The 21,266-nt window shown below is 45.9% G+C and carries 21 protein-coding genes; 8 read left to right on the top strand and 13 right to left on the bottom strand.

Features of this window, described 5'->3' with window-relative positions; all coding sequences use genetic code 11:
• The first annotated feature begins 72 nt into the window (after positions 1-72).
• The 6 genes from NYE54_RS01730 to NYE54_RS01705 all read left to right on the top strand — a co-directional run bounded on the left by NYE54_RS01730 (position 73) and on the right by NYE54_RS01705 (position 4,808).
• A complete protein-coding gene (locus tag NYE54_RS01730) occupies positions 73-2,022 on the top strand; it encodes an asparagine synthase-related protein (RefSeq protein WP_339269552.1) in 1,950 nt (649 codons plus the stop codon).
• A gap of 16 nt (positions 2,023-2,038) precedes the next feature.
• Complete coding sequence (locus NYE54_RS01725; protein WP_114149298.1) at positions 2,039-2,164, top strand: paeninodin family lasso peptide; 126 nt, start codon at positions 2,039-2,041, stop codon at positions 2,162-2,164.
• 100 nt (positions 2,165-2,264) lie between these two features.
• A complete protein-coding gene (locus NYE54_RS01720; RefSeq protein ID WP_339269550.1) occupies positions 2,265-3,188 on the top strand; it encodes an aldolase in 924 nt (307 codons plus the stop codon).
• A gap of 275 nt (positions 3,189-3,463) precedes the next feature.
• Complete coding sequence (locus tag NYE54_RS01715; protein WP_339269548.1) at positions 3,464-4,138, top strand: Crp/Fnr family transcriptional regulator; 675 nt, start codon at positions 3,464-3,466, stop codon at positions 4,136-4,138.
• 35 nt (positions 4,139-4,173) lie between these two features.
• The gene (locus NYE54_RS01710) at positions 4,174-4,422 is read left to right on the top strand and encodes a DUF2892 domain-containing protein (RefSeq protein WP_339269546.1); all 249 of its coding nucleotides are present in this window, start codon (positions 4,174-4,176) and stop codon (positions 4,420-4,422) included.
• Positions 4,419-4,808 (top strand): carboxymuconolactone decarboxylase family protein, encoded by a 390-nt coding sequence (locus NYE54_RS01705; protein WP_339269545.1) that lies wholly within the window; start codon positions 4,419-4,421, stop codon positions 4,806-4,808. Before NYE54_RS01710 ends, NYE54_RS01705 begins: the two co-directional genes overlap by 4 nt.
• A 227-nt stretch (positions 4,809-5,035) precedes the next feature.
• Here NYE54_RS01705 and NYE54_RS01700 read toward each other — a convergent pair whose 3' ends face one another.
• Both NYE54_RS01700 and NYE54_RS01695 read right to left on the bottom strand, forming a co-directional pair.
• On the bottom strand, positions 5,036-5,266 hold the full coding sequence (locus NYE54_RS01700) for a hypothetical protein (RefSeq protein WP_306024461.1): 231 nt from the start codon (positions 5,264-5,266) through the stop codon (positions 5,036-5,038).
• A gap of 151 nt (positions 5,267-5,417) precedes the next feature.
• Complete coding sequence (locus NYE54_RS01695; protein ID WP_339269543.1) at positions 5,418-8,204, bottom strand: glycoside hydrolase family 3 C-terminal domain-containing protein; 2,787 nt, start codon at positions 8,202-8,204, stop codon at positions 5,418-5,420.
• Positions 8,205-8,971: 767 nt separating this feature from the next.
• Between NYE54_RS01695 and NYE54_RS01690 the strand changes: the two genes are divergently transcribed.
• Positions 8,972-9,148, top strand: coding sequence for a hypothetical protein (locus NYE54_RS01690; RefSeq protein WP_215162802.1), 177 nt, complete (start codon positions 8,972-8,974; stop codon positions 9,146-9,148).
• A 184-nt stretch (positions 9,149-9,332) separates the two neighbouring features.
• Here NYE54_RS01690 and NYE54_RS01685 read toward each other — a convergent pair whose 3' ends face one another.
• From NYE54_RS01685 to NYE54_RS01635, 11 genes are all read right to left on the bottom strand, one after another.
• The gene (locus NYE54_RS01685; protein WP_098741451.1) at positions 9,333-9,752 is read right to left on the bottom strand and encodes a DUF1259 domain-containing protein; all 420 of its coding nucleotides are present in this window, start codon (positions 9,750-9,752) and stop codon (positions 9,333-9,335) included.
• Positions 9,753-9,807: 55 nt separating this feature from the next.
• Entirely contained in the window at positions 9,808-10,227 is a 420-nt protein-coding gene (locus NYE54_RS01680) for a DUF1259 domain-containing protein (RefSeq protein WP_339269541.1), read from the bottom strand.
• Positions 10,228-10,472: 245 nt separating this feature from the next.
• Complete coding sequence (locus NYE54_RS01675; protein WP_339269539.1) at positions 10,473-11,147, bottom strand: uracil-DNA glycosylase; 675 nt, start codon at positions 11,145-11,147, stop codon at positions 10,473-10,475.
• A 147-nt stretch (positions 11,148-11,294) separates the two neighbouring features.
• A complete protein-coding gene (locus tag NYE54_RS01670) occupies positions 11,295-12,179 on the bottom strand; it encodes a glycoside hydrolase family 43 protein (RefSeq protein ID WP_339269538.1) in 885 nt (294 codons plus the stop codon).
• Between the two features lie 523 nt (positions 12,180-12,702).
• The gene (locus tag NYE54_RS01665; protein ID WP_339269536.1) at positions 12,703-13,956 is read right to left on the bottom strand and encodes a mechanosensitive ion channel domain-containing protein; all 1,254 of its coding nucleotides are present in this window, start codon (positions 13,954-13,956) and stop codon (positions 12,703-12,705) included.
• 248 nt (positions 13,957-14,204) lie between these two features.
• Complete coding sequence (locus NYE54_RS01660) at positions 14,205-15,014, bottom strand: hypothetical protein (protein WP_339269534.1); 810 nt, start codon at positions 15,012-15,014, stop codon at positions 14,205-14,207.
• A gap of 24 nt (positions 15,015-15,038) precedes the next feature.
• Complete coding sequence (locus NYE54_RS01655) at positions 15,039-15,512, bottom strand: DUF5381 family protein (protein WP_339269532.1); 474 nt, start codon at positions 15,510-15,512, stop codon at positions 15,039-15,041.
• Between the two features lie 20 nt (positions 15,513-15,532).
• Entirely contained in the window at positions 15,533-16,564 is a 1,032-nt protein-coding gene (locus tag NYE54_RS01650; protein WP_339269530.1) for a WXG100 family type VII secretion target, read from the bottom strand.
• A 418-nt stretch (positions 16,565-16,982) separates the two neighbouring features.
• Positions 16,983-18,239 carry a DUF438 domain-containing protein gene (locus NYE54_RS01645; RefSeq protein WP_339269528.1) on the bottom strand — a complete coding sequence of 419 codons (1,257 nt, stop codon included), beginning with the start codon at positions 18,237-18,239 and terminating at the stop codon, positions 16,983-16,985.
• Positions 18,240-18,685: 446 nt separating this feature from the next.
• Positions 18,686-20,046 (bottom strand): IS1182 family transposase gene (locus tag NYE54_RS01640; RefSeq protein WP_339265776.1). Its coding sequence is split into 2 segments (ribosomal slippage): positions 18,686-19,479 and positions 19,479-20,046, totalling 1,362 coding nucleotides; the frame shifts between segments, so codons are not numbered across the junction.
• 220 nt (positions 20,047-20,266) lie between these two features.
• Positions 20,267-20,590: a DUF2642 domain-containing protein gene (locus NYE54_RS01635; protein WP_339269526.1), complete on the bottom strand. Its 324-nt coding sequence runs from the start codon at positions 20,588-20,590 to the stop codon at positions 20,267-20,269.
• A gap of 276 nt (positions 20,591-20,866) precedes the next feature.
• Here NYE54_RS01635 and NYE54_RS01630 point away from each other — a divergent pair, with 276 nt between their 5' ends.
• Positions 20,867-21,061 (top strand): hypothetical protein, encoded by a 195-nt coding sequence (locus tag NYE54_RS01630; protein ID WP_339269524.1) that lies wholly within the window; start codon positions 20,867-20,869, stop codon positions 21,059-21,061.
• Positions 21,062-21,266: the final 205 nt, after the last annotated feature.

Below are 21,266 nucleotides of genomic sequence, written 5' to 3'. Positions count from 1 at the left end.
CATGTTATATAATGACTACGATACAATAGGTATCAAGCAGTGATTGTTCTGGTCCAATTGGAGGAAATTCAAATGAGTGCTATTGCCGGTATTTATCGTTTTAATGGGGAAGCGGTCCAGTCGGAACATGGCGGACTTATCATGGAGGCTTTGAGGCAATATCCGGCCAACCAAAGCAGGTTATGGAACATGGATCACGTCATGTTGGGTTGTCATGCACAGTGGATTACGGAGCAATCCGTCCAGGAATGTTTACCTTACTACGATTCGAACCGGGGGCTTGCCATAACGGCTGACGCCATTATCGACAACCGCGATGAATTAATGGATCAATTGCAAGTGCCGCATCACTCGAGGCAACATATGACAGACAGTGAAGTTCTGCTCCTTGCTTATGAGAAATGGTCCGAACGAATGCCGGAACGGTTGGTCGGGGACTTTGCTTTCATCATTTGGGACGAGAGAAAGCAGCTCCTTTTCGGAGCCAGGGACTTCTCAGGCGCAAGGACGCTCTATTACCATCATAATGAGCAGCAGATCTGCTTCTGTACGGCCATTAATCCTTTATTTTCATTACCTTTTATACATAAAGAAATCAATGAAACATGGCTGGCTGAGTTTCTGGCAATCCATGGCGTTTTTGAACCACCGGATGTATCCACTACGATTTACAAAAACATCCTTCAGCTACCGCCATCTCATAAAATCATCATTAAGAATGATAACGTATCGATTAGCCGATACCATAGCCTCTCGGATGTCATTCCTTTGCAACTGGCATCATCAGAAGAGTATGAGGAGGCTTTCCGGGAAATATTCAACAATGCCGTAACCGCACGGCTTCGGCGAACGAAGCGAAACGTCGGAGCTCATCTCAGCGGAGGATTGGATTCAGGTTCGGTGGTTAGTTTTGCGGCCAGAGCGTTAGAGCATGAAAAACGTTCGTTACATACCTTCAGTTACGTGCCAGAAACCGGATTTGTGGATTGGACGCCGAAGCACAGACTTGCAGACGAGAGACCTCTCATTAAGCAAACGGTACAATTCGTGGGGAACATTAACGACCACTATTTGGATTTCTCCGGAAGAAGTGCTTTCACGGAAATCGATGATTGGATTGACATCCTGGAGTCTCCATATAAGTTTTTTGATAATTCGTTTTGGCTTAGGGGCATTTTCGAGCATGCAGAACAACGAGATATCGGGATTCTGCTTAATGGAGCCAGAGGAAATTACAGCATCTCTTGGGGACCTGCGATCGAATATTACACCAAACTCCTGAAGAACCTCAAGTGGCTTCAGCTAACGCAGGAAATTAAACGATATAGCAGGTACGTCGGAGTGGGTCGCAGACGGCTATATTCCATTGTCGGTCGTAAAGCTATCCCGGTATTGAAACAGCGAAGCTCTTCAATCGCTTCCGGCGATTTCCCACAATTAATCAATTCCGACTACGCCAAACGAGTGGGTATTTATGAGAAACTCCATGACCTTACGTTTACGGGAATCGGCTCGACAGACGATCTGCCTGACGACCCCTTGGAAGCGAGAAGAGTGCATTTCGAAAGAGTCAACATGTGGAGTGCAACCGGTACAAGTAATTGTAAACTTTCTCTTCGTTACTCTTTATGGAGCCATGATCCCTCGAATGATCTAAGGGTTATCCGCTTCTGTTTATCAACTCCCATGGAGCAATTCGTTCAGAAAGGGATGGACCGTGCTTTAATTCGTCGTTCTACTAAAGGCTGGCTCCCTGATTCCATCCGTCTCAACCATCGAACAAGAGGGATTCAAGCAGCAGATTCAATCCACCGAATGCTAAGTGACTGGCCTGTGTTTTTAGCAGAACTGGACCGTGTATCCCACGATTCCCGAATGCAGCAGATCATCAACATGCCTGTCATACACGATGCCTTAGCAGAAGCCCGCCAAGGGATCAGCCCGAATCAAGCCTACAATCCCGCCATTAAACTGCTTATGCGCAGCGTAATTTTGTATCGATTCCTACAAAAAAATTTCTGAAAGGAGGTGAATCTATATGAAAAAGGAATGGAGCGTACCTGCTTTGGAGGTTCTTGACATCAAAATGACCATGGCTGGTCCTGGTAGTGCGATTCCGGATGCAGTGCAACCGGATCCGGATGAAATGGTTCACACCAGCTAACATATAAAGTCATCATGTTCTGATAAAAAGAGCCCCTATACGCCTGATCGGGTATATGGGCTATCTTTTTTTTCGCATATTAATCATTGGAGTGAGGACCATGCTTCAAACGTATAAGCCAACCGCATATAAGGCCTTCGGGTTTTCCATCCATAGTGACATTCCCCTGCCTGAGTTACAGCCCGTCGTCCTCCCGGATGCTTTTGCCGATATTGTCATCCGTTATGCTGATCTGACCGAAAGATGGCTTGGAAGACCTGATAAGTCAAATAAAACATTCTTATGTACCGAAGATAGGGTCATGTTCAGAGTACCTGAACTCGCTGTTTTTGCAATAGAGGGCGGGACGACCATTTCTGTCTCCCCAGAGAAGGGCGCTGCAGAGGATAAAATCCGGCTGTACGTGCTTGGATCTTGTATGGGTGCCCTTTTACTGCAGCGTAAAATACTCCCCCTGCACGGCAGTGCGGTAGTCATTGACCATAAAGCCTATGCCTTCATCGGCCACTCGGGACACGGGAAGTCGACGCTGGCCTCTGCCTTTCTGCAGAAAGGATATCAATTGGTAACGGATGATGTCATCGCTGTGACGCTGGATCAGCAAAATACTCCTTATGTAACGCCAGCTTACCCTCAACAAAAGCTTTGGCAGGAAAGCCTCGAAGTTTTTGGAATGGACTCCCGTCATTTCCGGCCCTTGTTCGACCGTGAAACCAAGTTCGCCATCCCCGTTACATCCCAATTCTCCAACAAGCCCCTGCCGCTGGCTGGCATCTTTGAGCTCGTTAAAACGGATTGCCGTCAACTGCATATACGTGCGGTTGATAAATTAGAGAAGCTGCCACTGTTGCATCGTCATACCTATCGAAACCAACTTCTATCCGGCAGCGGATTAACGAAGTGGCATTTTGACATTACGGCCCGCATGTCCGGCAGTATGGCTATGTACCAGATTCAACGTCCATTAAACGAACATACCGTGCACCAGCTAACGGCCCTGGTCTTAGATACCATAAGTGAGTAATCGTGAACTTCATGGGTCGTTTATCTAATCATCCTGCAGCCCTCAAACACCCTCCATTACATATGCCCCTCATTAAGAATCCCCAAACGACAGGTTTGGGGATCATTTCACTATTCCACAGCTCAGCCCCGACAAGCCAAAGCCTTAGCCTGCGTTACACCCTTTCACTTTCCCTGAAATCACATATAATCACCATCTAATATTAATTAGGCCTATAATGAGAATTAACACTTCCAGGTTTACGACGCTGAATTCAATTGTAAAAGGAGCCCCCTATGAATCCCTCTGAAATTGATCGAATAACCGCTGTTCTCCCTTTCCTGTCCACGATTCCGCATCGTGATTGGCAACACGCTGAGCTCGTGTCCATAGACCCTTCTACTCCGCATAGGATTCAAGAGGGCCATATGCTGCAGCATGCGATGTTTATGGTGAAGGGAAGCGTCCGAATTCATAAGATTAGTGAGCAAGGAAGAGAAATTACCTTATACCGAGTCCAAGGCGGGCAAAGCTGCGTGCTCATGATGGCAAGTATTCTGGGAGAATCGGAATATGAAGCCTCGGCTTCAATTGAAGTGGAAAGCGAAATTTTGCTTATTTCGGTAGGCGTATTTAGAGAATGGATGGATCATAACAAACCTCTTAGACAATTTATTTATCAGCAATTTGTGCAGAGAATAACGGCCGTTACGAACCTTCTCGAGGACATTGCATTTAAACCGATGAACTATCGACTTGCCCATTTTTTATATACGAATACGAATGACGATCTAACAGCATTGAAGATCACGCATGAACAGTTAGCCGTAGAGCTAGGAACAGCCCGGGAAGTCATTAGTCGAATGCTAAAGGACTTTCAAAACCAAGGAATCCTGTCGCTATCCAGAGGGAATATCCGTCTTACCGATCGATTGGCTCTAGAGGAGATCATCCAGCAATACTTATCGTGACTTAGTCACGGAAAAGGATTCGATATCCCGCTAAGATGGAATTAATTCCAATGATGCGGAGGTATGATATGAAAAATGTCGGTGGTATCGACCGGTTATTCCGGTTCATTCTGAGTTTCCCTCTTCTGTTTGTTCTTTTTTATCTAGATAGTAACTGGAGGTACATCGGTCTGATCGGGCTAGTTTTATTGTTTAATGTCCTGACTCGAATCTGCTTCATCAACCGTATTTTCGGGATCAATTCCTGCCGGATAAAGAGAGGGACAGGTGAGAGACCGCTATGACCCATTATTACGACTCTTCCAACTTAAAGAAAATTCCCGAGCTTATGCAGCTTGCCCCCGAGGCCTCCGCCTCTTTTCTAGCCTTTGAAAAAGACGTCTACCAGACACTCAATCACATCCCGCTAAAGACAAAAGAACTGATTGCCGTGGCCATCGCCCATGTTACAGGTTGCCCTTATTGCATCGACGTTCATGTGAAGAAATTCAAACAATTAGGCGGTACACGAGAAGAAATCCTTGAAGCTGTATTCGTAGCAACGACTACTCGCGCAGGTGCCATCCTCAGTCACGCCACCCATGCAGTAGTTGCATATGACACCACAACAGCTTCCCCAGACGACGTGCAGCAAAATGAACCTCCGGATCAACCAGAGTGTTTTTGCTAGCGCTGTTCCTAACGACTTGATGCATTAATAAGTATGTTCCTGCTTCAGAACATGAAGAAGACACTGGCCTGCGGTCAGTGTCTTTTGCTGTATGGTGGATCTTCTGAGCTTTATCATTTACACGTTCATATCAAAGCACCCGCTCTTTGCGGATTTAAGGTATGGAGACGAGGGGAGTCGCTCCCCTGTCCGAAGACAGCCAAGGGAATGCATGAGATAATCATGCTTTAAGCATCCAGCGGAAGGCTTTCAATAGCTGTGAAAAATACGTCAAGCAGCTCTTTATCAAACGTTTGTTTTACGTAATCCGATATTCGCGCTAGCTCTTCCTCGCCGTTATATTCCAGGCATGCACGCCCTTCACACCATAATACCGTACAATGAAATCGTTGCTTCACATGCTCAATAACATAGTCTTGTTCCACACATTCACGGATTGCTGCTGCCAAACGTCTCACACCCTTTCATCTCTTTAAGTTCTTGCATCACCCTTATTATTCAAAATTCAAATATTTTCTCGATGACATTCGTCACACATATTGGACATCAGTAGGAAAAAGGGGTATCCAAAAGATCCTAGATCTGTTGGATACCCCTTTGTTTCTAAATTTACACCTGTTTAAATTCAATCCAGTCGATCTGCAAGCCGGGCTTGACGAAGTCCAGCTTCATCTCATAATACCCCGCTTCCAGATCTACTTTGACAAGCTTCTGTCTGATCCATCTGCCGTCGGTACCATTCGTTTGAATCGTGGTTACCGGTTGGTCGTTCAGCGTTACGTTGCACGCGCTTTGGGCCAGTTCGGATTCCGGAGACATAATGCGCACAATGATCCGGTACTCGCCGGATTCTTCGACCTTCACATAAGTCGACCCCGCTGCTACCGGCTTTACTTGCGTGCTCTTCGATAAAGTTTGTGCTTGTTCCGGCGCGAGAGAAGGAGCGGATTTAAAAGTACCTACGGCTTCCTCGATCACCTGTTTTCTTGAAAATACCGGCGCATGCATCAGGAACCGACAAATGTTCATGGCGCTACGCTGTAACTCTCCGCGAGTCAGCGTACCATTTTCCAAGGATGCCAAGGTATTGTCTTCCCATGCATTGATTTCCGCACCGTAATTCATAACCACCATGTAGAGATCATTTTGGGCGCGGACCATCCAGTTCGTGTTTTTGCGATCGGCTGGGCCTCCGTTCACTACATCGTTCATAATGGCCCACCAGTCGGTCATCACGATGCCCTGGAATCCCCACTCTCCCCGTAGAATAGTGGTATTCAAATCATAATTGGAAGCCGCCCAGTGTCCATTGATCGGGTTATACGAGGTCATGATGGAGTTTGCCCCGCCCTGCTTCACCGCGATTTCAAAGCCTTTCAGATAAATTTCACGAAGGGCGCGTTCGGACACAACAGCGTCGACTTTACTGCGATGCTTCTCCTGGTTGTTGCAGGCAAAATGCTTCAGGGTGGCATTGGAGCCGCCCTTCATAATCCCGCGTGTGCATGCAGCAGCAAATACTCCCGAGATCAGCGGATCTTCCGAAAAATATTCAAAATTACGTCCATTCAGCGGGCTGCGCCGAATGTTCAGACCCGGTCCAAGTAAAGTATCAATGTTATAGCTAAGCAACTCTCGGCCTTCCATAACATAGAGCTCTTCGACCAACTCAGTGTTCCAGGTTGCCGCAAGCAGGGTTCCAATAGCCACCTGCGTTGCTTGCTGTCCGCTGTCCATCCGAATCCCGGACGGCCCATCCGCCGTACAAGCCACCGGAATTCCGTAATCGAGCAAGCTGTCGCTCACCCCGCCAAAAGCCGAAGCCGTTCCCGCTGTAACCAGCGGACTGCTCATGCCTTCTCCTCTGACGATCACCGCCAGATCTTGATCGCTTAGTTGAGCGATAAAGGCTTCCAAACTGACTTTTCCCCCATAAACGTCCCTTAAGGTATAACCTCGATTGCCCGTTTGCTCCAAGGTAAGCGGCAGGTTTTGGTGAATGCGCTCCTCCATGTTAATCTTGCGCTGCGGCACCTCTGTATATGTCAGTTCGTATGAGCCGTCTTCCTTGCGACTGCCCGGCTTCATTCGGGTGAAGCCTTCCATTGGCGCCATGGCTTCCTGCAGCTGCTCCACAACTTGCAGCGTTTCTACAACGTAACCATCTTGGCCATCCAAACCGATAGGCTTCACATTCTTCACGCTGGTTCCCACATACAAACGGTAGGTTCCGGCCTCCAAGACATAAGCGGAAGCCTGTCCCGTCACACCGGCGTCATCATAGGAAGCCATGGCGTGGACCGGGAAGCTGATCGTGAGCGTCTGCGAATCCCCCGGCCCAAGCTCCTGCGTCTTTCCGAATGCCGCCAATACTTTGGCAGGCTTGCCCAGGACGCCTTGCGGCGCTTCGTAATAAACTTGCACAACCTCTTTACCTGTATAAGTGGTCCCGATATTTTTTACGTTTACTCCGATTTCAACGTATTGCGCTCCCTCTCTAACCACCAACCTGGCTTCTTGTGGCTCGATTTCAAACGACGTATACGACAAACCGAAGCCGAATTCATACTGGACGGCAGCGGGTCGAAACGTTTCGAAAAAACGGTAGCCGACATAAATATCTTCTTGATAAACATTCTTGAGCTCGTTGCCGTAATTGCGGGTCGATGGATAATCCTCGATCGCATAAGCAATCGTGTCGGTTAATTTGCCGCTTGGCGTCACCTCGCCAACCAATACGTCCGCAATCGCGTTACCGCCTTCCATTCCACCGTGCCAAGCATAAATCACAGAGGAAATCGGGTGCACATAACTATCATCGCGTATCCAGCTCATATCGATAATGTTGGACACATTCAGGACAACTATCGTGTGCTCGAAGTGCGTGGTCACCTGCTGCAGCATCGCTTTTTCTTCGGACGTTAACTGGTAACTGCCCGGCTCATTGGCATTATCCTGATCTTCACCCGCTGTTCGCCCGATAACAACAATCGCCTTATCGGATGCCTGTCTTGCTGCGGATACCAGCTCATCGGTCAGAGGCATTTCTTTCTGATGCCACGGTTCAGCCGCCCAACCGCCGCCGCCATTATCGAAAGGGTTTTGTTCGATCCACTGTTCATAGGCAGCTGCCAATTGTTCGTTGACGGTGATGTTCTTCTTATCCCGAAGGCCGCCGAGCAGATTCGTTGTATGGGAAACATGAACGCTCCCACCCGAACCCGTACCACTGCGGTAATAATTAATTTGCGTTCTGCCAAAAACAGCAACGGTTTCGTTCGGTTGAAGGGGAAGCACCTGTCCTTCATTCTTTAACAATACGGTACCTTCGGCAGCGACCTTTCGGCTAAACTCAGCAAAGCCTTCCAAAGGAGCTCCCATTCTCTGTGTACTCAATATATTCCCTCCCGTTTGTTTTCTCCTGTATCCAATTGATAATGAAGAAAGATTAGTAAATGCCTGACGAATTCTAACGTTAGGTATGAGGCATCTATGTACTATCATAGTAACAAATTCTGTATAGGAATATGTGAAAAAGTCTTGAAGTTGCTGAAAAGAGTGCAGTTTCGGTTGAGGGATCATCCGGATAATAATTTGCTAAACACAATCGTTGAGGACTAAAAACGGGTATGATAAGATAAGAATAGAAATAAGGACGGTGTGCCAACCGTCCTCAGTACAACATCTTGAGTGGAGTTCCCTCCAAGATCAGGTGTGATCAGAAAGTAACCCACTTCGGCGACAACCTAAGAGTGGGTTACTTTCGTTTATCGATGTAAGTTAGCAATGCCAACAGGAATAACCCGAAGGTAAGCACTTCACCAAACGAAATGTTCATCGCATCACCTCCTTTCGGAGGTTGCGCCCACTCAAGGTGTGTTGTACATTCCAAATTATAGCATATAAGCCCTGAAATTTTCGGGGCTTTTTCTTTCATCCATAAACCATTACAATCCTCTCAAATACAATAAATTGAAGGGATATCATAATACCGTGCAATGAAATCGCTGCTCTATGTGCTCAATAACATAATCTTGTTCCATACATTCACGAATCGTTGCCATCAAACGTCCACTGTAGATCTACAACACGTATATCCGTACAACGGCCAGCACATAATAATCCTCATTAACTTATATAAGTATACAAGGAGGAGCTTTCAATTGAGCACAAACCAACCGGACAAGAACCTTATCAACACGGTGGAACAGCTGGCAGAGACACCCGTGAACAGCCATGAGGCCCAGCAACAGCAGCAGGCTCGCAACGATCGCCGGAAACAAGCGCTGCATGACAGCGATGACAAATACAAAGAAAATGAATCCAAGAACTATCATTAGGATCGTTAGCACCGTCTGAACTCCATGAACACGCGTTGTTTACCTTCCTTTCAAATGTGAAAACGTAGAAAAGCGACCTATCACGGTCGCTTTTCTACGGGTACAAATTGAATAATATTCACCTTGACCTCACATAATTAACGGCTGAATTGTCTATTTCAAGGGCCTTCATTTTGCCCTTACATTAACCCAAGAATGCAATGGAGCGTTTTACTTTCCTTGCAAATGCAATGGGATCATCGATCGACTCCCAGTGAATATACATTAAACGCGGGTTCTCAAACAGCCAGTGATTGTGGACCGCTGTCACTTTAATCCCATTTTTGCGAAGATTGGTCAGCAATTGATTTACTTGACTTTGTAAGAGAGCGGTTTCCCCTAAACAAAGTGCGCGACCGGAACTGTCCAGGTTTTCAAAGGAGAATAATTGATAACGGATCAAAGGGGAAGTCGTCCGTCTTCCTAAAATAGATGCTCTTATTCTCCGATTTCTGGAGACAAAACAAACCGGTCCTTTTGTTATTTCATGCTCCGTTCCGCCTAGAATGGCCGAGAATTGGTTACATAATCTTCTAAAGCGAGGACTTGCCTTCACTTCCGCCATACGAAATCATCCTCTCATTAAATGATAGAAATACGAGCAAAATCACTCAACGGCATTAACCCAAGAATGCAATGGATTCTTTTGTTTTTCTTGCAAACGCAACAGGATTGTCAATAGATTCCCAATGCATATACATTAAACGAGGTTGTTCTTTTAGCCAGTGATTATGAACCGCTGTTACTTTTATCCCACGTTTGCGGAGATTCGACATCAATCGATTCACCTGATTTTGGTGAACGGCAGTCTCACCCAAACAAAGCGCGCGGCCCGATTTATCAAGAGATTCGAAGGAAAACATTTGCATCTGAACCAAAGGGGAGCGCGTTCTTCTTCCCAAGATGGATTCCCTTAGGTTCGTCATACGCGTGACAAAACAAACCGGACCTTCCTCGATTTCCGATTCGCCTCCCAGAATTCTTGCAAATTGGGTACAGAGCCTTTTGAATTGCGGGCTCACTCTAACTTGTTCAGCCATTATAAGTCCTCCTTTAATCGTATTCTATGTATCTTATGATTGAAGGAGAAAATAGTATTGGACCAACAGCTTATTTGTACGAATTTATACTAATAACATAGCGAATGGAGCATCCCGAGCCTATCACAAGCAGACATTCCAGCGGAAAAAGACCACATCCTCATGCGGATGTGGTTTTTCATTGTCCAGATACAATTGCTTGCGGGATGAAGAGGTTTCACTATGGATGGCCCCTCTCCTTCCTCTTACAAGTTAGGAATTTGCCAATCAATTTCTTGAAGCCCCATATTGCGTAAACATTCGTTAGCACGTGAAAACGGCCTGCTGCCAAAAAAACCTCGGTGCGCAGACAACGGACTCGGATGCGGCGAACGAATCAGTGTATGCTGCCGATTCGTAATGAGCTCCGCCTTCTTCTGGGCGTGGCTTCCCCATAACAGGAACACGACAGGCTCATTTTTCCGATTGATCGTCTCAATGACCTTATCCGTAAAGCTTTCCCATCCCCTGTTTTTATGAGAATTCGCTTCATGGGCCCTTACAGTGAGAACCGTATTTAGAAGGAGTACCCCTTGCTGCGCCCATGTTAGCAGATGGCCGTTGTTGGGAATGAAGCAGCCCAGATCATCCTGAAGCTCCTTGAACATATTTTGCAAGGAAGGAGGCGTGCTGACGCCCTCTTTGACAGAGAAGCTTAAGCCGTGGGCCTGTCCCGGTCCATGATAAGGATCCTGGCCCAAAATGACAACTCTGGTGTCGGCCAGCGACGTATAGTGCAGCGCGTTAAAAATATCGTATTTATCAGGATAAATAGTCTTCGTCCGATATTCCTCAATGAGAAATTCCCGCAGCTGTAAATAGTATGGTTTCGTAAACTCTTGCTCTAAATATGACGCCCAGTCATTCTTCAATATAGCCATTTCGGGTTCTATCCTCCTGCCATGGTCAAAAGATATAACTAGATTATATCATACGGATTATTTCCGGTATTTCCCAACACCTAACCCTTACGAAGACGCAAAAAAACGACCGATTGCGCGCCGCTTTTTCACCATGGATTCCCTTAATTAAGTCATGATGACCGGCTCAATCTTGCCGTTGCCGATCCGCATCCGATCCATACATAGCTGGCGATGGCCCGGCTCGGTGTCTCCAATGATTCGGCGGTGGTATACGATAAGCCATTCATCTCTCTCTTGCAGATGCAAGTAGCCATGATGACCGGGTCCTTCGGCAATCGGCTCCTGTCGCTCTAGAATCGTGCCTTCATTCTTGAATGGACCGAGCGGGCTGTCGCTTACGCCATAGGCAACGCGATAGGTTCCATTCGTCCATCCGCCCATGGACCACATGAGATAATAAAGTCCGTCCTTCTTAATCATACAAGGACCTTCCACGTATCCCTCCGGCGTAATGGAACGGAAAATTTCATTGCCGTCGTCTGCCAATGGAACGAATCCCGTCATCTCTTCGTTCATCCGTGCAACGTTGCAGTGCCCCCATCCGCCATAATACAGATAGATCGTTCCGTCTTCGTCCTTGAATAGATGCGCATCGATCGGCTGTGCCTGATGAATGAACTTATCCACGAGCGGCTTCCCCAAGTAGCCTCTGTACGGCCCTTCCGGACGGTCCGCAACGGCGATTTCCAAGCCGCCGGTTTCCTCGTTCGATTGAATATCGTTCGATGCAAACACGAGATAATATTTCCCTTGGCGCTCGATATGGGTCGGTGCCCAAACCGCCCTCCATATCCATGGAAAATCCGCCATTTCGATAATGCCTTCGTGTTTCTCCCAATGGACCAGATCGTCGGAACTGAATGCGTCCAGATTCATCTGCATCGTATATTCCGTGAAGGACCGCGTCGCATAAATCCAGTGCTTCCCCTCATACGTTCTGGCTTCGGGATCTGCATACCAGCCGGGTATGATCGGATTGTTAATGTTCAATGGTAGACACTCCTCTCCTGTGCTGCGCTTAGTTCATACATGACCAAGACTCAATCTGAGTGATATATGACGTGGGCCGCGCTGCAAAGCGATTCGGCCTTCATTGGCTTGTACTTCCTGCCTAGCGCGGATAATCTTAGCGGACATGTCGAGTTCGAGCAATGTCTATCACCCGCCGACCAATGACGCTCGATTGAGATATGGCCATGTTCTACCATTGCTTCTACACCGGTTAGCCATTCTCCTCCCGCGTGAAATCGTCAACCCCCATTTCACTTCTCTCCATGGCCAATATCGAATAAATGCACCCTACGGGAATCGGCGTAATCGCCTCCAACGGAACGCATATTCAAGATGAGATATTGAACCGGGTCTTAGATTACTTCCATGACAAGGGAATTAAGGCGAAGCTAAAAGGCATGAATCCGGTAAAGTACCGAACTCATGCCCCTCATATCGCCGTTACAGACTTATTTTATTCAGGCCTTACTTTTCAACTCGTTTCGACGCCTACGATCAGATCTCAATATCCTCGCGAATATTCCGGGCTTTCTTTGAGTTGAACGATATCATGGCCGGTTGGGTTTTGGAAAGCACGCAGCCCAAATGTCGGCGCAACGGCAAAAATATGGTCAAAAATATCCGCTTGAATCGATTCATACACTCCCCAGGCGGTATCATTACTGAAAGCGTAGATTTCCAACGGCAGTCCGTTATCTCCCGGTGCTAACTGTCTGACAATCAGCGTCATATCCTGATGAATTTTCGGATGATGCCTCAGATATTGATGGATATATTCTCGGAATACACCGATATTCGTAAGTTGTCGGCCATTCACTTTGCTATCCGTATTAATCTGGTGTTCGATGTTATACGTATGAATTTCATTTATTTTTGTCGTGACATAATCGGTAAGGTAGTGAATCTTCTGGAATTCCTCAATCATTTCTTTCGTACAAAAACTTATGCTGGTCGTATCGATATAGACGCTTCGCTTAATTCTTCGGCCGCCGGATACTTGCATGCCTCTCCAATTCTTGAACGAGTCGGAGATGAGAGCGTAGCTCGGAATCATGGTGATTGTCTTATCGAAATTCATCACCTTTACCGTGTTTAACGTAATGTCGATCACGTCGCCGTTCGCATCGTATTTCGGCATTTCAATCCAGTCGCCGACACGCACCATGTCATTCGACGATAATTGAACGCCTGCCACCAGGCCTAATATGGAATCCTTAAAGATTAGCATCAGCACGGCCGATAAAGCACCAAGCCCACTGAGAATGATCAACGGATTCTGACCGATGAGGTTTGAGATCACCACAATGCCGCCGATGATGAAGAGAACGATCTTCACCACCTGAATGTATCCCTTGATCGGCCTGATCTTGGAGACCTCAAACGAACGATAGATGTCATCAAAGGCATTAAGCAGCGCATTGAGCACCGTGATGGTTACGATAATCATGTACGTCATTGCCGCCTTTTCAATCAGAATCTGATAGGGCGGAAAGATGGACGCCGAAAAATAAATAATGATCGCCGGCACGAGATGTGACAGCTTGTGGAATACTTTTTTCTCGACAATGATATTATCCCATGTATAACGATTGTTATTGACAATATGAATTATGATCTTCAATACGATTTTTTTGGTTAAAAAATTGGCTAATATAGAGACAACGGCTATAAAAACAACCATGATCATATTTGAGAGATATCCAATGGTTGGTTCGCTCATGCCGTATCCGTCTAGTTGGTTTTTGATAAAGTCCATTATTTCCTCCTGACGTAGTTTAAGATTAGCCTATTATTATAAATTGAATTCTATTACCACGCAAAGTCCAAGATAAGACATCGATGGGTTGATTTGGAATAAGCTAGGGTAAGACTGTCTGTTTGAAAAACAAAAGAGAGCACCGGAAGGGTGCTCTCTTAGTCTGATTCGATATGGCCGAAGGGTGCTAAGATTATGGATCGCATAGAAGACCTTTCAGATGAGCAGTACTACACTTACCGTATTCCCTAAGTCAAAGCTCCAGCAAAAGAGCCTAGCGTCTTTCTGCATGCAGAGAAGGATTGCAGCTCAATGCAAATCTGTGGTTCCTCATTCCTGTCCGCTTCCTGATTACATACAATCCAGACCCCTTCTTTGGCAGGAAGCACAAACAAAATATCCTCGATTGCCGTCTGGTTTCCGCTTCCAATTCTTATCGTGCTTAGATTGTCCATGGTACGGGCATTGGTTTGAAAATCCTGCTGCCATTCTGCAATCAGCCGCTGTTGGTCGGATGAAAGCTCGTCATAGAGAGGGCAGGCAGGGGATTCACCAGCTGTCAGCCGGTTCCACAATTCTTCAGTGATCACAACCTTGGATTCGGATAAAGTCATCCCTTCAGCTTTCGAAGGCTTCACTCCATAGAAACGTACAAGCTCCTCTTCCCAATCCTGCGGCTCTGTCCAGGATAGAAAATGAAGCGTGTTATTGTCAGACAAGTGGTACAAATACCGCTGCTGCAGCTCGTGGATGGTCAGTACTTTGCTAGAATTCCGATCGGTAATCCCTCTCAGCATATAATTGCTCTGCAGCAAGTGCTGAATCATTTGCGTAATTTCGGAAGTAAAACGAACCACTCCGTTCTCTTCATCAATCGATTCTATAAAGCCTTTGGACATCAAACTATGTGTAGCTGCCTGAAATAGAAGCTCCCATCTGTCTTCAGACAGGTCTCCATAGTATGCCTTCATAAGTCCTGCAGCCATTTCCTCCCCTTGATGAACGGCCAAGGTGTATCCCAGCTCTTCTAATGAAAATATATAGGTATGCTCGCTCATGTAAGCAAATCCTCCAGTACAGATCTATTTCGTTTCCTTTCCGTTACGGCTGATCAGCCCCCGCAGGCGCTTCATGACAGACTGGATTTCGGTATCGGTCAACAAATAATACGTATTCACCGTCCAGGTCTCTCTGTTTTTCAAATGAAAAATCAGCACAGGAAATTTCGGAAGCAGCCACTTCCGAATGGAAGGGCCGCTGTAGCTGATGCTTGTAATCTCCGTCCAGGCTACAGTCCGCGTACCATCTGAAATGGAATTTTGATCGTAGGTGAGCAGCTGCGTGTCTGATTTCAGCGCCTTTGGCAAGCTGACAACCAAATATCCTCCAAAAAACGGAATCCCTATTATGGCTGATGTGATACAAAAAAACTTACGAATAAAGGAAGTATCCATAAAAAAAGCCGCGTACAGCAGAAACAGGCAGGCCAACACAAACAGTAAACTGCCAAGTGATTTGCCCCATGCCACGGATTTCCGATAAGATATTGCGTTCATAATTTAGCGCCTTCCTGAAATTATTTGAACAGTCCGCTAATCCAGCGAACTCCCTTTTCGACAACTTTAGCTGCGCCATCACCGACAAAAGCTCCAACCGTACCACCTACATAGGAACCGATGGCCGCACCAACCGGGCCACCAATCATCGCACCGACGGCTCCGCCTGCTACAGCCCCGCCATAGGTCGCGGCTGTTTTTACAACAACGTTGGATGCGGCTACAGCTACTTCTTCGCCGTTAAGCTTGCCTTCACGATACTTACTGACAAGGCCGGAAGCCTCGCCGATCACATTAAAGGTTGCGTTAATCGGGAATATCTTTTTGGCGATCATACCTGGAATTTTCTTGGTGGCGATCCCATATCTACCTTTTTCTACGCCGGCTATGACCTGTCTAGTCCATTGAGGAAAGTTCTTAGCTTGACTAAAGCCTAACCCAAAATTGAGACCGAATTTGCTTGCCACTCTATCAAAGCCTTTGATTCCTTTCATCATGAGGCCTGGGTTCACAATCTGGCGATTTATGCCTCTTGCCAGGTTCTTCAAGAACGTATTGTTACCTTTGCCTTTAACCCATGGCGCATTATGAATTTTGGCTCGGGACGGATTTCTGGGATCTACTCTGAATTGTACCGTCTTACTTAAGACTAAGGAAGCGCCCACAGAGCTGTAAAGGAGAGTTCCCCACTTTTCCAGATTATCTCTTGCTTCAAGCGAGCTGTCTAACACGTTCTGGGTTTGATCAATCGGATCGGCGGCCGTCCTTGCCTGTAACGAAGCTTGAGTGGAATCGGCCTCTTTAAAGCGGTTGACAATCGTATGTAATTCCGTGCTGACCGAACCCACCGCTGCAGTAAAATTATCCATTTGCTGACGGGCAAGCTGGAAATTTTGATAGAATTGCTGCCTTGTCGTACCTTCCCATCCACTTTCAAGGATATGAATCTGCTGGGTAAGGTGGTTGCAAATTTGCACCCCGATCTCCCTGGCCTGTGCAAATTGTTGGGATATCTCCATAAGTCTTTCCGGAGGAACTAATATTTTGCCCATGGCACTCACCTCAACAATATACAGATTAATGTAATTATTCTAGTAAAGGTTATCCATCTTCACAAAAGGAACAAGTAACAGAATAGCAAAAAAATCGTTAGGTCCTTGGAACCAATTCCCTTTTCCCATAGTCGGAGGACAGAGCCGATTACGAATTCAAACCCAAAGCGTCCAGTTAAAAGTAAAGTACCTTATGCCAAATGACCTAAATCATGACTAACCGTACAGTTCATCATTAGCAGGAAATCCGTTACGATTTAACAACAAAGGCTGTCCTTCAAGTAGATATTCTACTTGAAGGACAGCCCTCTTTTATGGAAAGGACGCATATCCGGCATCTGCTATGACGGTGGCGGGAAATCGGCCCAGCTTTGCCCTTTACTTTCTCTGGATGCGGTTTTAGGGTTCGCGTAACAACTTACGGAGAGAGTATCCGTTTTTGACCTGTGAGTTCCTGAATCGGCTTAATGTTTTGAGTGAATTCAAGCGTACCTAAATAGTTTCCTTCTTCATCCCTTACGGCAAAATAGCGAATGTAAACAAATTTATCTTTAACCGGGATCCAGAAATCTTCTGCATCTTTGACACCTGCCTTGAAATCAGCAAGTAGCTGATTGACGACATGAACGCTTTGCGGAGGATGGCAGTTCTGAACACTTCTGCCGATTACCGCTTTGGTACGAACGAAGATTCGTTCTTTTCCCTGTGAAAAATATCGAACGATATCATTTTCATCGATAAAGGTTAGGTCGACTGGTAAATGGTTTAAGATGGATTCCATCTGTCTGACCGATAAAATGCCTGTACTCATTCGGATATATCCCTCTTGCAGCGGAGAAGACCCCAATCCCTGATCTGCGCCAGGTTCAGCTGCTCTTTCGGGAATCCATTCTTGATCGGGCGCAATTAAGCAATAACCGACTTCTTCGCTTTGGGCAGCAATTTGAAGCCATTCGTCTTCCGTCAACTTTTCCAGAGCCATTGGTAATAAGATATGTTCCTCTTTATAGATCATTTCTGTTACTTCGGTTAAGACGCGTTTTGCCAGATCCACTACGGTCTCGGCATTGCCATCAAAGTGAGTGAGTTTGGATTTCACTTCTTTTATTCCCAATCGGATACCGTCATCTACTGCCCACATCACCTTGGTCGGTCCACAGATCCCATATTTCTCGAGAAAAGGAAACAGCACATTTTCTTTGCGGCTGTAGTGTTTATCTACATCATAGAGGAGACTGAAATCCTCTAGCAATTTGAGGCGGTTTGCCTCTCCTTGATCCTTAAGAAATTGATCCAGATGCAGGGCGATTCTGAAATTTGCCAGTCGATCAATTTCTCGGTTCTCCATTTTAAAGGTATGCACTGGATGTCCAGGCTGCTCTTCCGGTTGATGAGCTCTGTGAATGTCTTGGATGGAACCTTTGAATACGGCAGCATGCACACTGCACAGTCGCTGTACCTCAGTTACGGGTATTCCTTCCTCCTGCATCAGCACTTGCTCCAGCTCCGAAATCTCATCAACGGAAATTTCCCCTACGGCTTGATTAAACTTGGCCTTTACTTCCTCCACGCTTTTTCCATAGTGCAGCTCTTTAATGATATCCTTGAGCATATTTATACGGCCGGTTCGATGAGCAGAAACTCCATTTTCACGGTTATTAATGAATTCACTCATGTTCTTCACCTCGGTTTTGTTTCAATATATAAAGATTAAGTTTTATCTTGTTTACTTCTCTAAACTAGCATCCTCATGCTCCATAGCTTGTGATTAAAAACACAAATGAAATGAAAATTCATTGAACAAAGAGAGGTGATCCGTTTCTTCGAAAAGTGACAAGTCGCTTTCTAAAAAGATGGGAAACCAGATAAAAATACAATATGATTACGAATGTCCATATTACGCCGGGCAATGTACATGACTCGGTTCCTTATCTGTCCCGAATAGATCGTCAACAACAAACGATTAAGACATCGCCGGGTTGATTTGGATATTTGTAAGACTTTTAAGAAAACAAAAAGAGCACCGAAACGGTGCCCAAATTGTCGAGAAACCCTGTACTTTTTTCAAAGTACAGGGTTTCTCACATTTCAAATGGTCACTTCAAAAGGGGAAGTGGGGGATTACCCCCTGTTTTCCAGGCGATCCAGGTGGATCGCCATCTTCTTCATATTCTGTACGGCTGCTGTCATCAGGGCCTGCTCCCTGACGTTCTGCAACCCGCGCAAACGGCAATAGCGAAACCCATGGAGCTCTTTTGCGTCCGCGAAGCTTCGCTCAATCGTTTCTTTTCGTTTTCGGTAGAGATATTTCCCGGATCGACTCAACCGGTTGCCTCGCACCCATTCTTTGCTGTCCTCCCAGACGTGACGGGTTACCACCTTTCGGTGGTTGCGAGACCGCGTGCATTCGTTTAATAACGGACACCTCTTGCAGTGCTGAGGATCTGAAGCGTACTGCCGGTATCCCTCGCGGTTGGTCGTCTTGTATTGCAGTTCGTGCTCTGCCGGGCAGATATAAAGGTTACGCTCTGCTTCATACGTGAACTTCCATTTTGGGAATAAACCTTGAGTCGGATGGAATCTTCGGTGAGCAATAACAGCAAATATGTTTCGGCTTTGCAGCCCTTTGCAGATAGGTGAAGTCAAGTACCCGGAATCCAGAGCAACAGCTTCTACTTTAAAACCAAATCGTTGTTGTTGACGATCCAAACGGGACAAATAGGGTATAGAATCATGGACATTTCCCGCAGTGACATGTACATCCGTAATCATATTGTATTTCAGGTCTACGGTACGGTGGTCTAAGTAGAAAAATCCTTCCGGTTTCCCATCGCGGATCATATAACCGCTGTCCGGATCTGTCGTGCTCACTTTGACTTCCTTTTCCTCCATCACGTCCTCTCTAGGCTTTAGCGCTTTTTTCCATGTGCCTTCCGGTCGGCCTCTACGGCGGCATTAAGTTCACCTACATAATCACGGGTGTTTTGTAAAACCTGTTCCTTTGTGTACTTATGCTTATTCGCATTCGCTTTGACATGGGTCGAATCGGAAACCAGGACGCGTCCACCTACCATACGGTGCTGAATGGCTTGCAGCACAATCTCATCAAAGACCTCTTGAAAAATCTCCGTATCTTTAAAACGAGTGCGACGATTCCAGCTAATCGTAGAATGGTCCGGCACTTTGTCGGTCAGACCTAACCCCAAAAACCAGCGATAGGCGAGGTTGGTCTGAATATCACGTTCGAGTTGACGTTCGGAACGGATGCCGTAAAAATAACCGAGGAAAATCATCTTAAATAACACGACAGGGTCGATGGCTGGTCTCCCATTATCAGCACAGTAAAGCGGACGGACCTTTTCGTCGATGAAAGAGAAATCGATATACTTGTCCACTTTACGGAGCAGATGATCTTGAGGAACCAATTCTTCAATCGAAACGAACTCGTAAGCCTGCTGTTTTTCTCGGTTCGAACGCAACATATTTAACACCCTTCCGAACGGTTTATTTACTATTATTATACCATATTAACGCGGTGTCGTGTTGAATTAAATATACAAAAAAGAGCTGTCGAGACTTTCTCGACAGCCTAAGCACCGAAACGGTGCCTTTTTTCGTATTGATCTTAACCATGAACAATTCCTAGCCCTTCCTTGATGAAGATTTCGTTCAAAGCCTCGTAGATCGGCTCTCGTCCATTGTTTATTTCTCTTCTGCTTTTTCAAAATAAACGATTTCACATAATCGAATGTGATGCTTTTTTCCATGGACTACAAGAGCTACGTGATCAATGAAAACATCATCCAGAGTACCTACCAATTTGCCGACAGTTGTCGTGATGGCAATCATTAGCCCTATGTGCTGGATCAAATGCTCAGTGAATTTGGGTTCCACAGTTGTCGTATACATAACATTTTTTGGTAATACCGAAGTTTCCTTGCGCTGTACATCTTCATTCCGATAATATTGCGGAGCTGGGAATGGGGCATATGGTCGCGGATAGCCATAGAACATAAATCTATTCATGAGTTGCATACTCCTTTGTCATAATTTGAAAAACACATCTATATAACATATGACAAATACCTATGTGGTGTTCCAGAGAAGTGTTGTGCAAAATAAGAAAGCCGTAGATGGGATATCCTTTCCCCTCATAAAGTTCGGATGATAGGGGCGTAAATTCTTCAATCTCCTCGAGTATTTCCACCTAGATTAGGCTAATATCACAGGAGATTTTTGGGCTATCGACATATATTATTATTGCCTAGATCGAACACCAAATCTAAAAAGGAGTGTGTTATTTTGTCCGAAACGGTTTATTTACAAAATAGGTCTTACGATCCTGAACAAATGGCTGGTTATCATTTTGTGAAAGCTGAACATTTTGAGCGAATGAAGATGGCTTGCGCGGGCAATCCACCGTTCTTTTATAAATATGCCGAGCAAGAATATTACCATAAAGCACTTGCGCACCGTTATAAAGGTATGGGTGGCTGATGTAATAATGCGAGTTGACCAAATTTTCAATGAGTCCGTTCATTTAACCGATTAACGCGAGGATTTTTTTTACAATTCACGAATTTATCCAACCCGATGTACTGTCGGGTTCTTTATTTATAGCGGAACCTTTGTTTTCATAAGCATGTTTTCACTTTGCACCCTGTTCTCGAACGATCGAACATCAGGACAGCATCTTGATATA

It is taken from the genome of Paenibacillus sp. FSL K6-1330, from assembly GCF_037976825.1.
Taxonomy (GTDB): domain Bacteria; phylum Bacillota; class Bacilli; order Paenibacillales; family Paenibacillaceae; genus Paenibacillus_AQ.
This window is presented reverse-complemented; position numbering and strand designations above follow the sequence as displayed.

Bases quoted from the DNA above. Each gene is read 5' to 3' on its own strand.
- NYE54_RS01720 (WP_339269550.1), top strand. From the start codon at position 2,265: ATGCTTCAAACGTATAAGCCAACCGCATATAAGGCCTTCGGGTTTTCC.
- NYE54_RS01660 (WP_339269534.1), bottom strand. From the start codon at position 15,014: ATGAGCGAGCATACCTATATATTTTCATTAGAAGAGCTGGGATACACC.
- NYE54_RS01705 (WP_339269545.1), top strand. From the start codon at position 4,419: ATGACCCATTATTACGACTCTTCCAACTTAAAGAAAATTCCCGAGCTT.
- NYE54_RS01730 (WP_339269552.1), top strand. From the start codon at position 73: ATGAGTGCTATTGCCGGTATTTATCGTTTTAATGGGGAAGCGGTCCAG.
- NYE54_RS01635 (WP_339269526.1), bottom strand. From the start codon at position 20,590: ATGAATAGATTTATGTTCTATGGCTATCCGCGACCATATGCCCCATTC.
- NYE54_RS01665 (WP_339269536.1), bottom strand. From the start codon at position 13,956: ATGGACTTTATCAAAAACCAACTAGACGGATACGGCATGAGCGAACCA.
- NYE54_RS01675 (WP_339269539.1), bottom strand. From the start codon at position 11,147: ATGGCTATATTGAAGAATGACTGGGCGTCATATTTAGAGCAAGAGTTT.
- NYE54_RS01715 (WP_339269548.1), top strand. From the start codon at position 3,464: ATGAATCCCTCTGAAATTGATCGAATAACCGCTGTTCTCCCTTTCCTG.
- NYE54_RS01725 (WP_114149298.1), top strand. From the start codon at position 2,039: ATGAAAAAGGAATGGAGCGTACCTGCTTTGGAGGTTCTTGACATCAAA.
- NYE54_RS01710 (WP_339269546.1), top strand. From the start codon at position 4,174: ATGGAATTAATTCCAATGATGCGGAGGTATGATATGAAAAATGTCGGT.
- NYE54_RS01685 (WP_098741451.1), bottom strand. From the start codon at position 9,752: ATGGCGGAAGTGAAGGCAAGTCCTCGCTTTAGAAGATTATGTAACCAA.
- NYE54_RS01680 (WP_339269541.1), bottom strand. From the start codon at position 10,227: ATGGCTGAACAAGTTAGAGTGAGCCCGCAATTCAAAAGGCTCTGTACC.
- NYE54_RS01645 (WP_339269528.1), bottom strand. From the start codon at position 18,239: ATGAGTGAATTCATTAATAACCGTGAAAATGGAGTTTCTGCTCATCGA.
- NYE54_RS01655 (WP_339269532.1), bottom strand. From the start codon at position 15,512: ATGAACGCAATATCTTATCGGAAATCCGTGGCATGGGGCAAATCACTT.
- NYE54_RS01650 (WP_339269530.1), bottom strand. From the start codon at position 16,564: ATGGGCAAAATATTAGTTCCTCCGGAAAGACTTATGGAGATATCCCAA.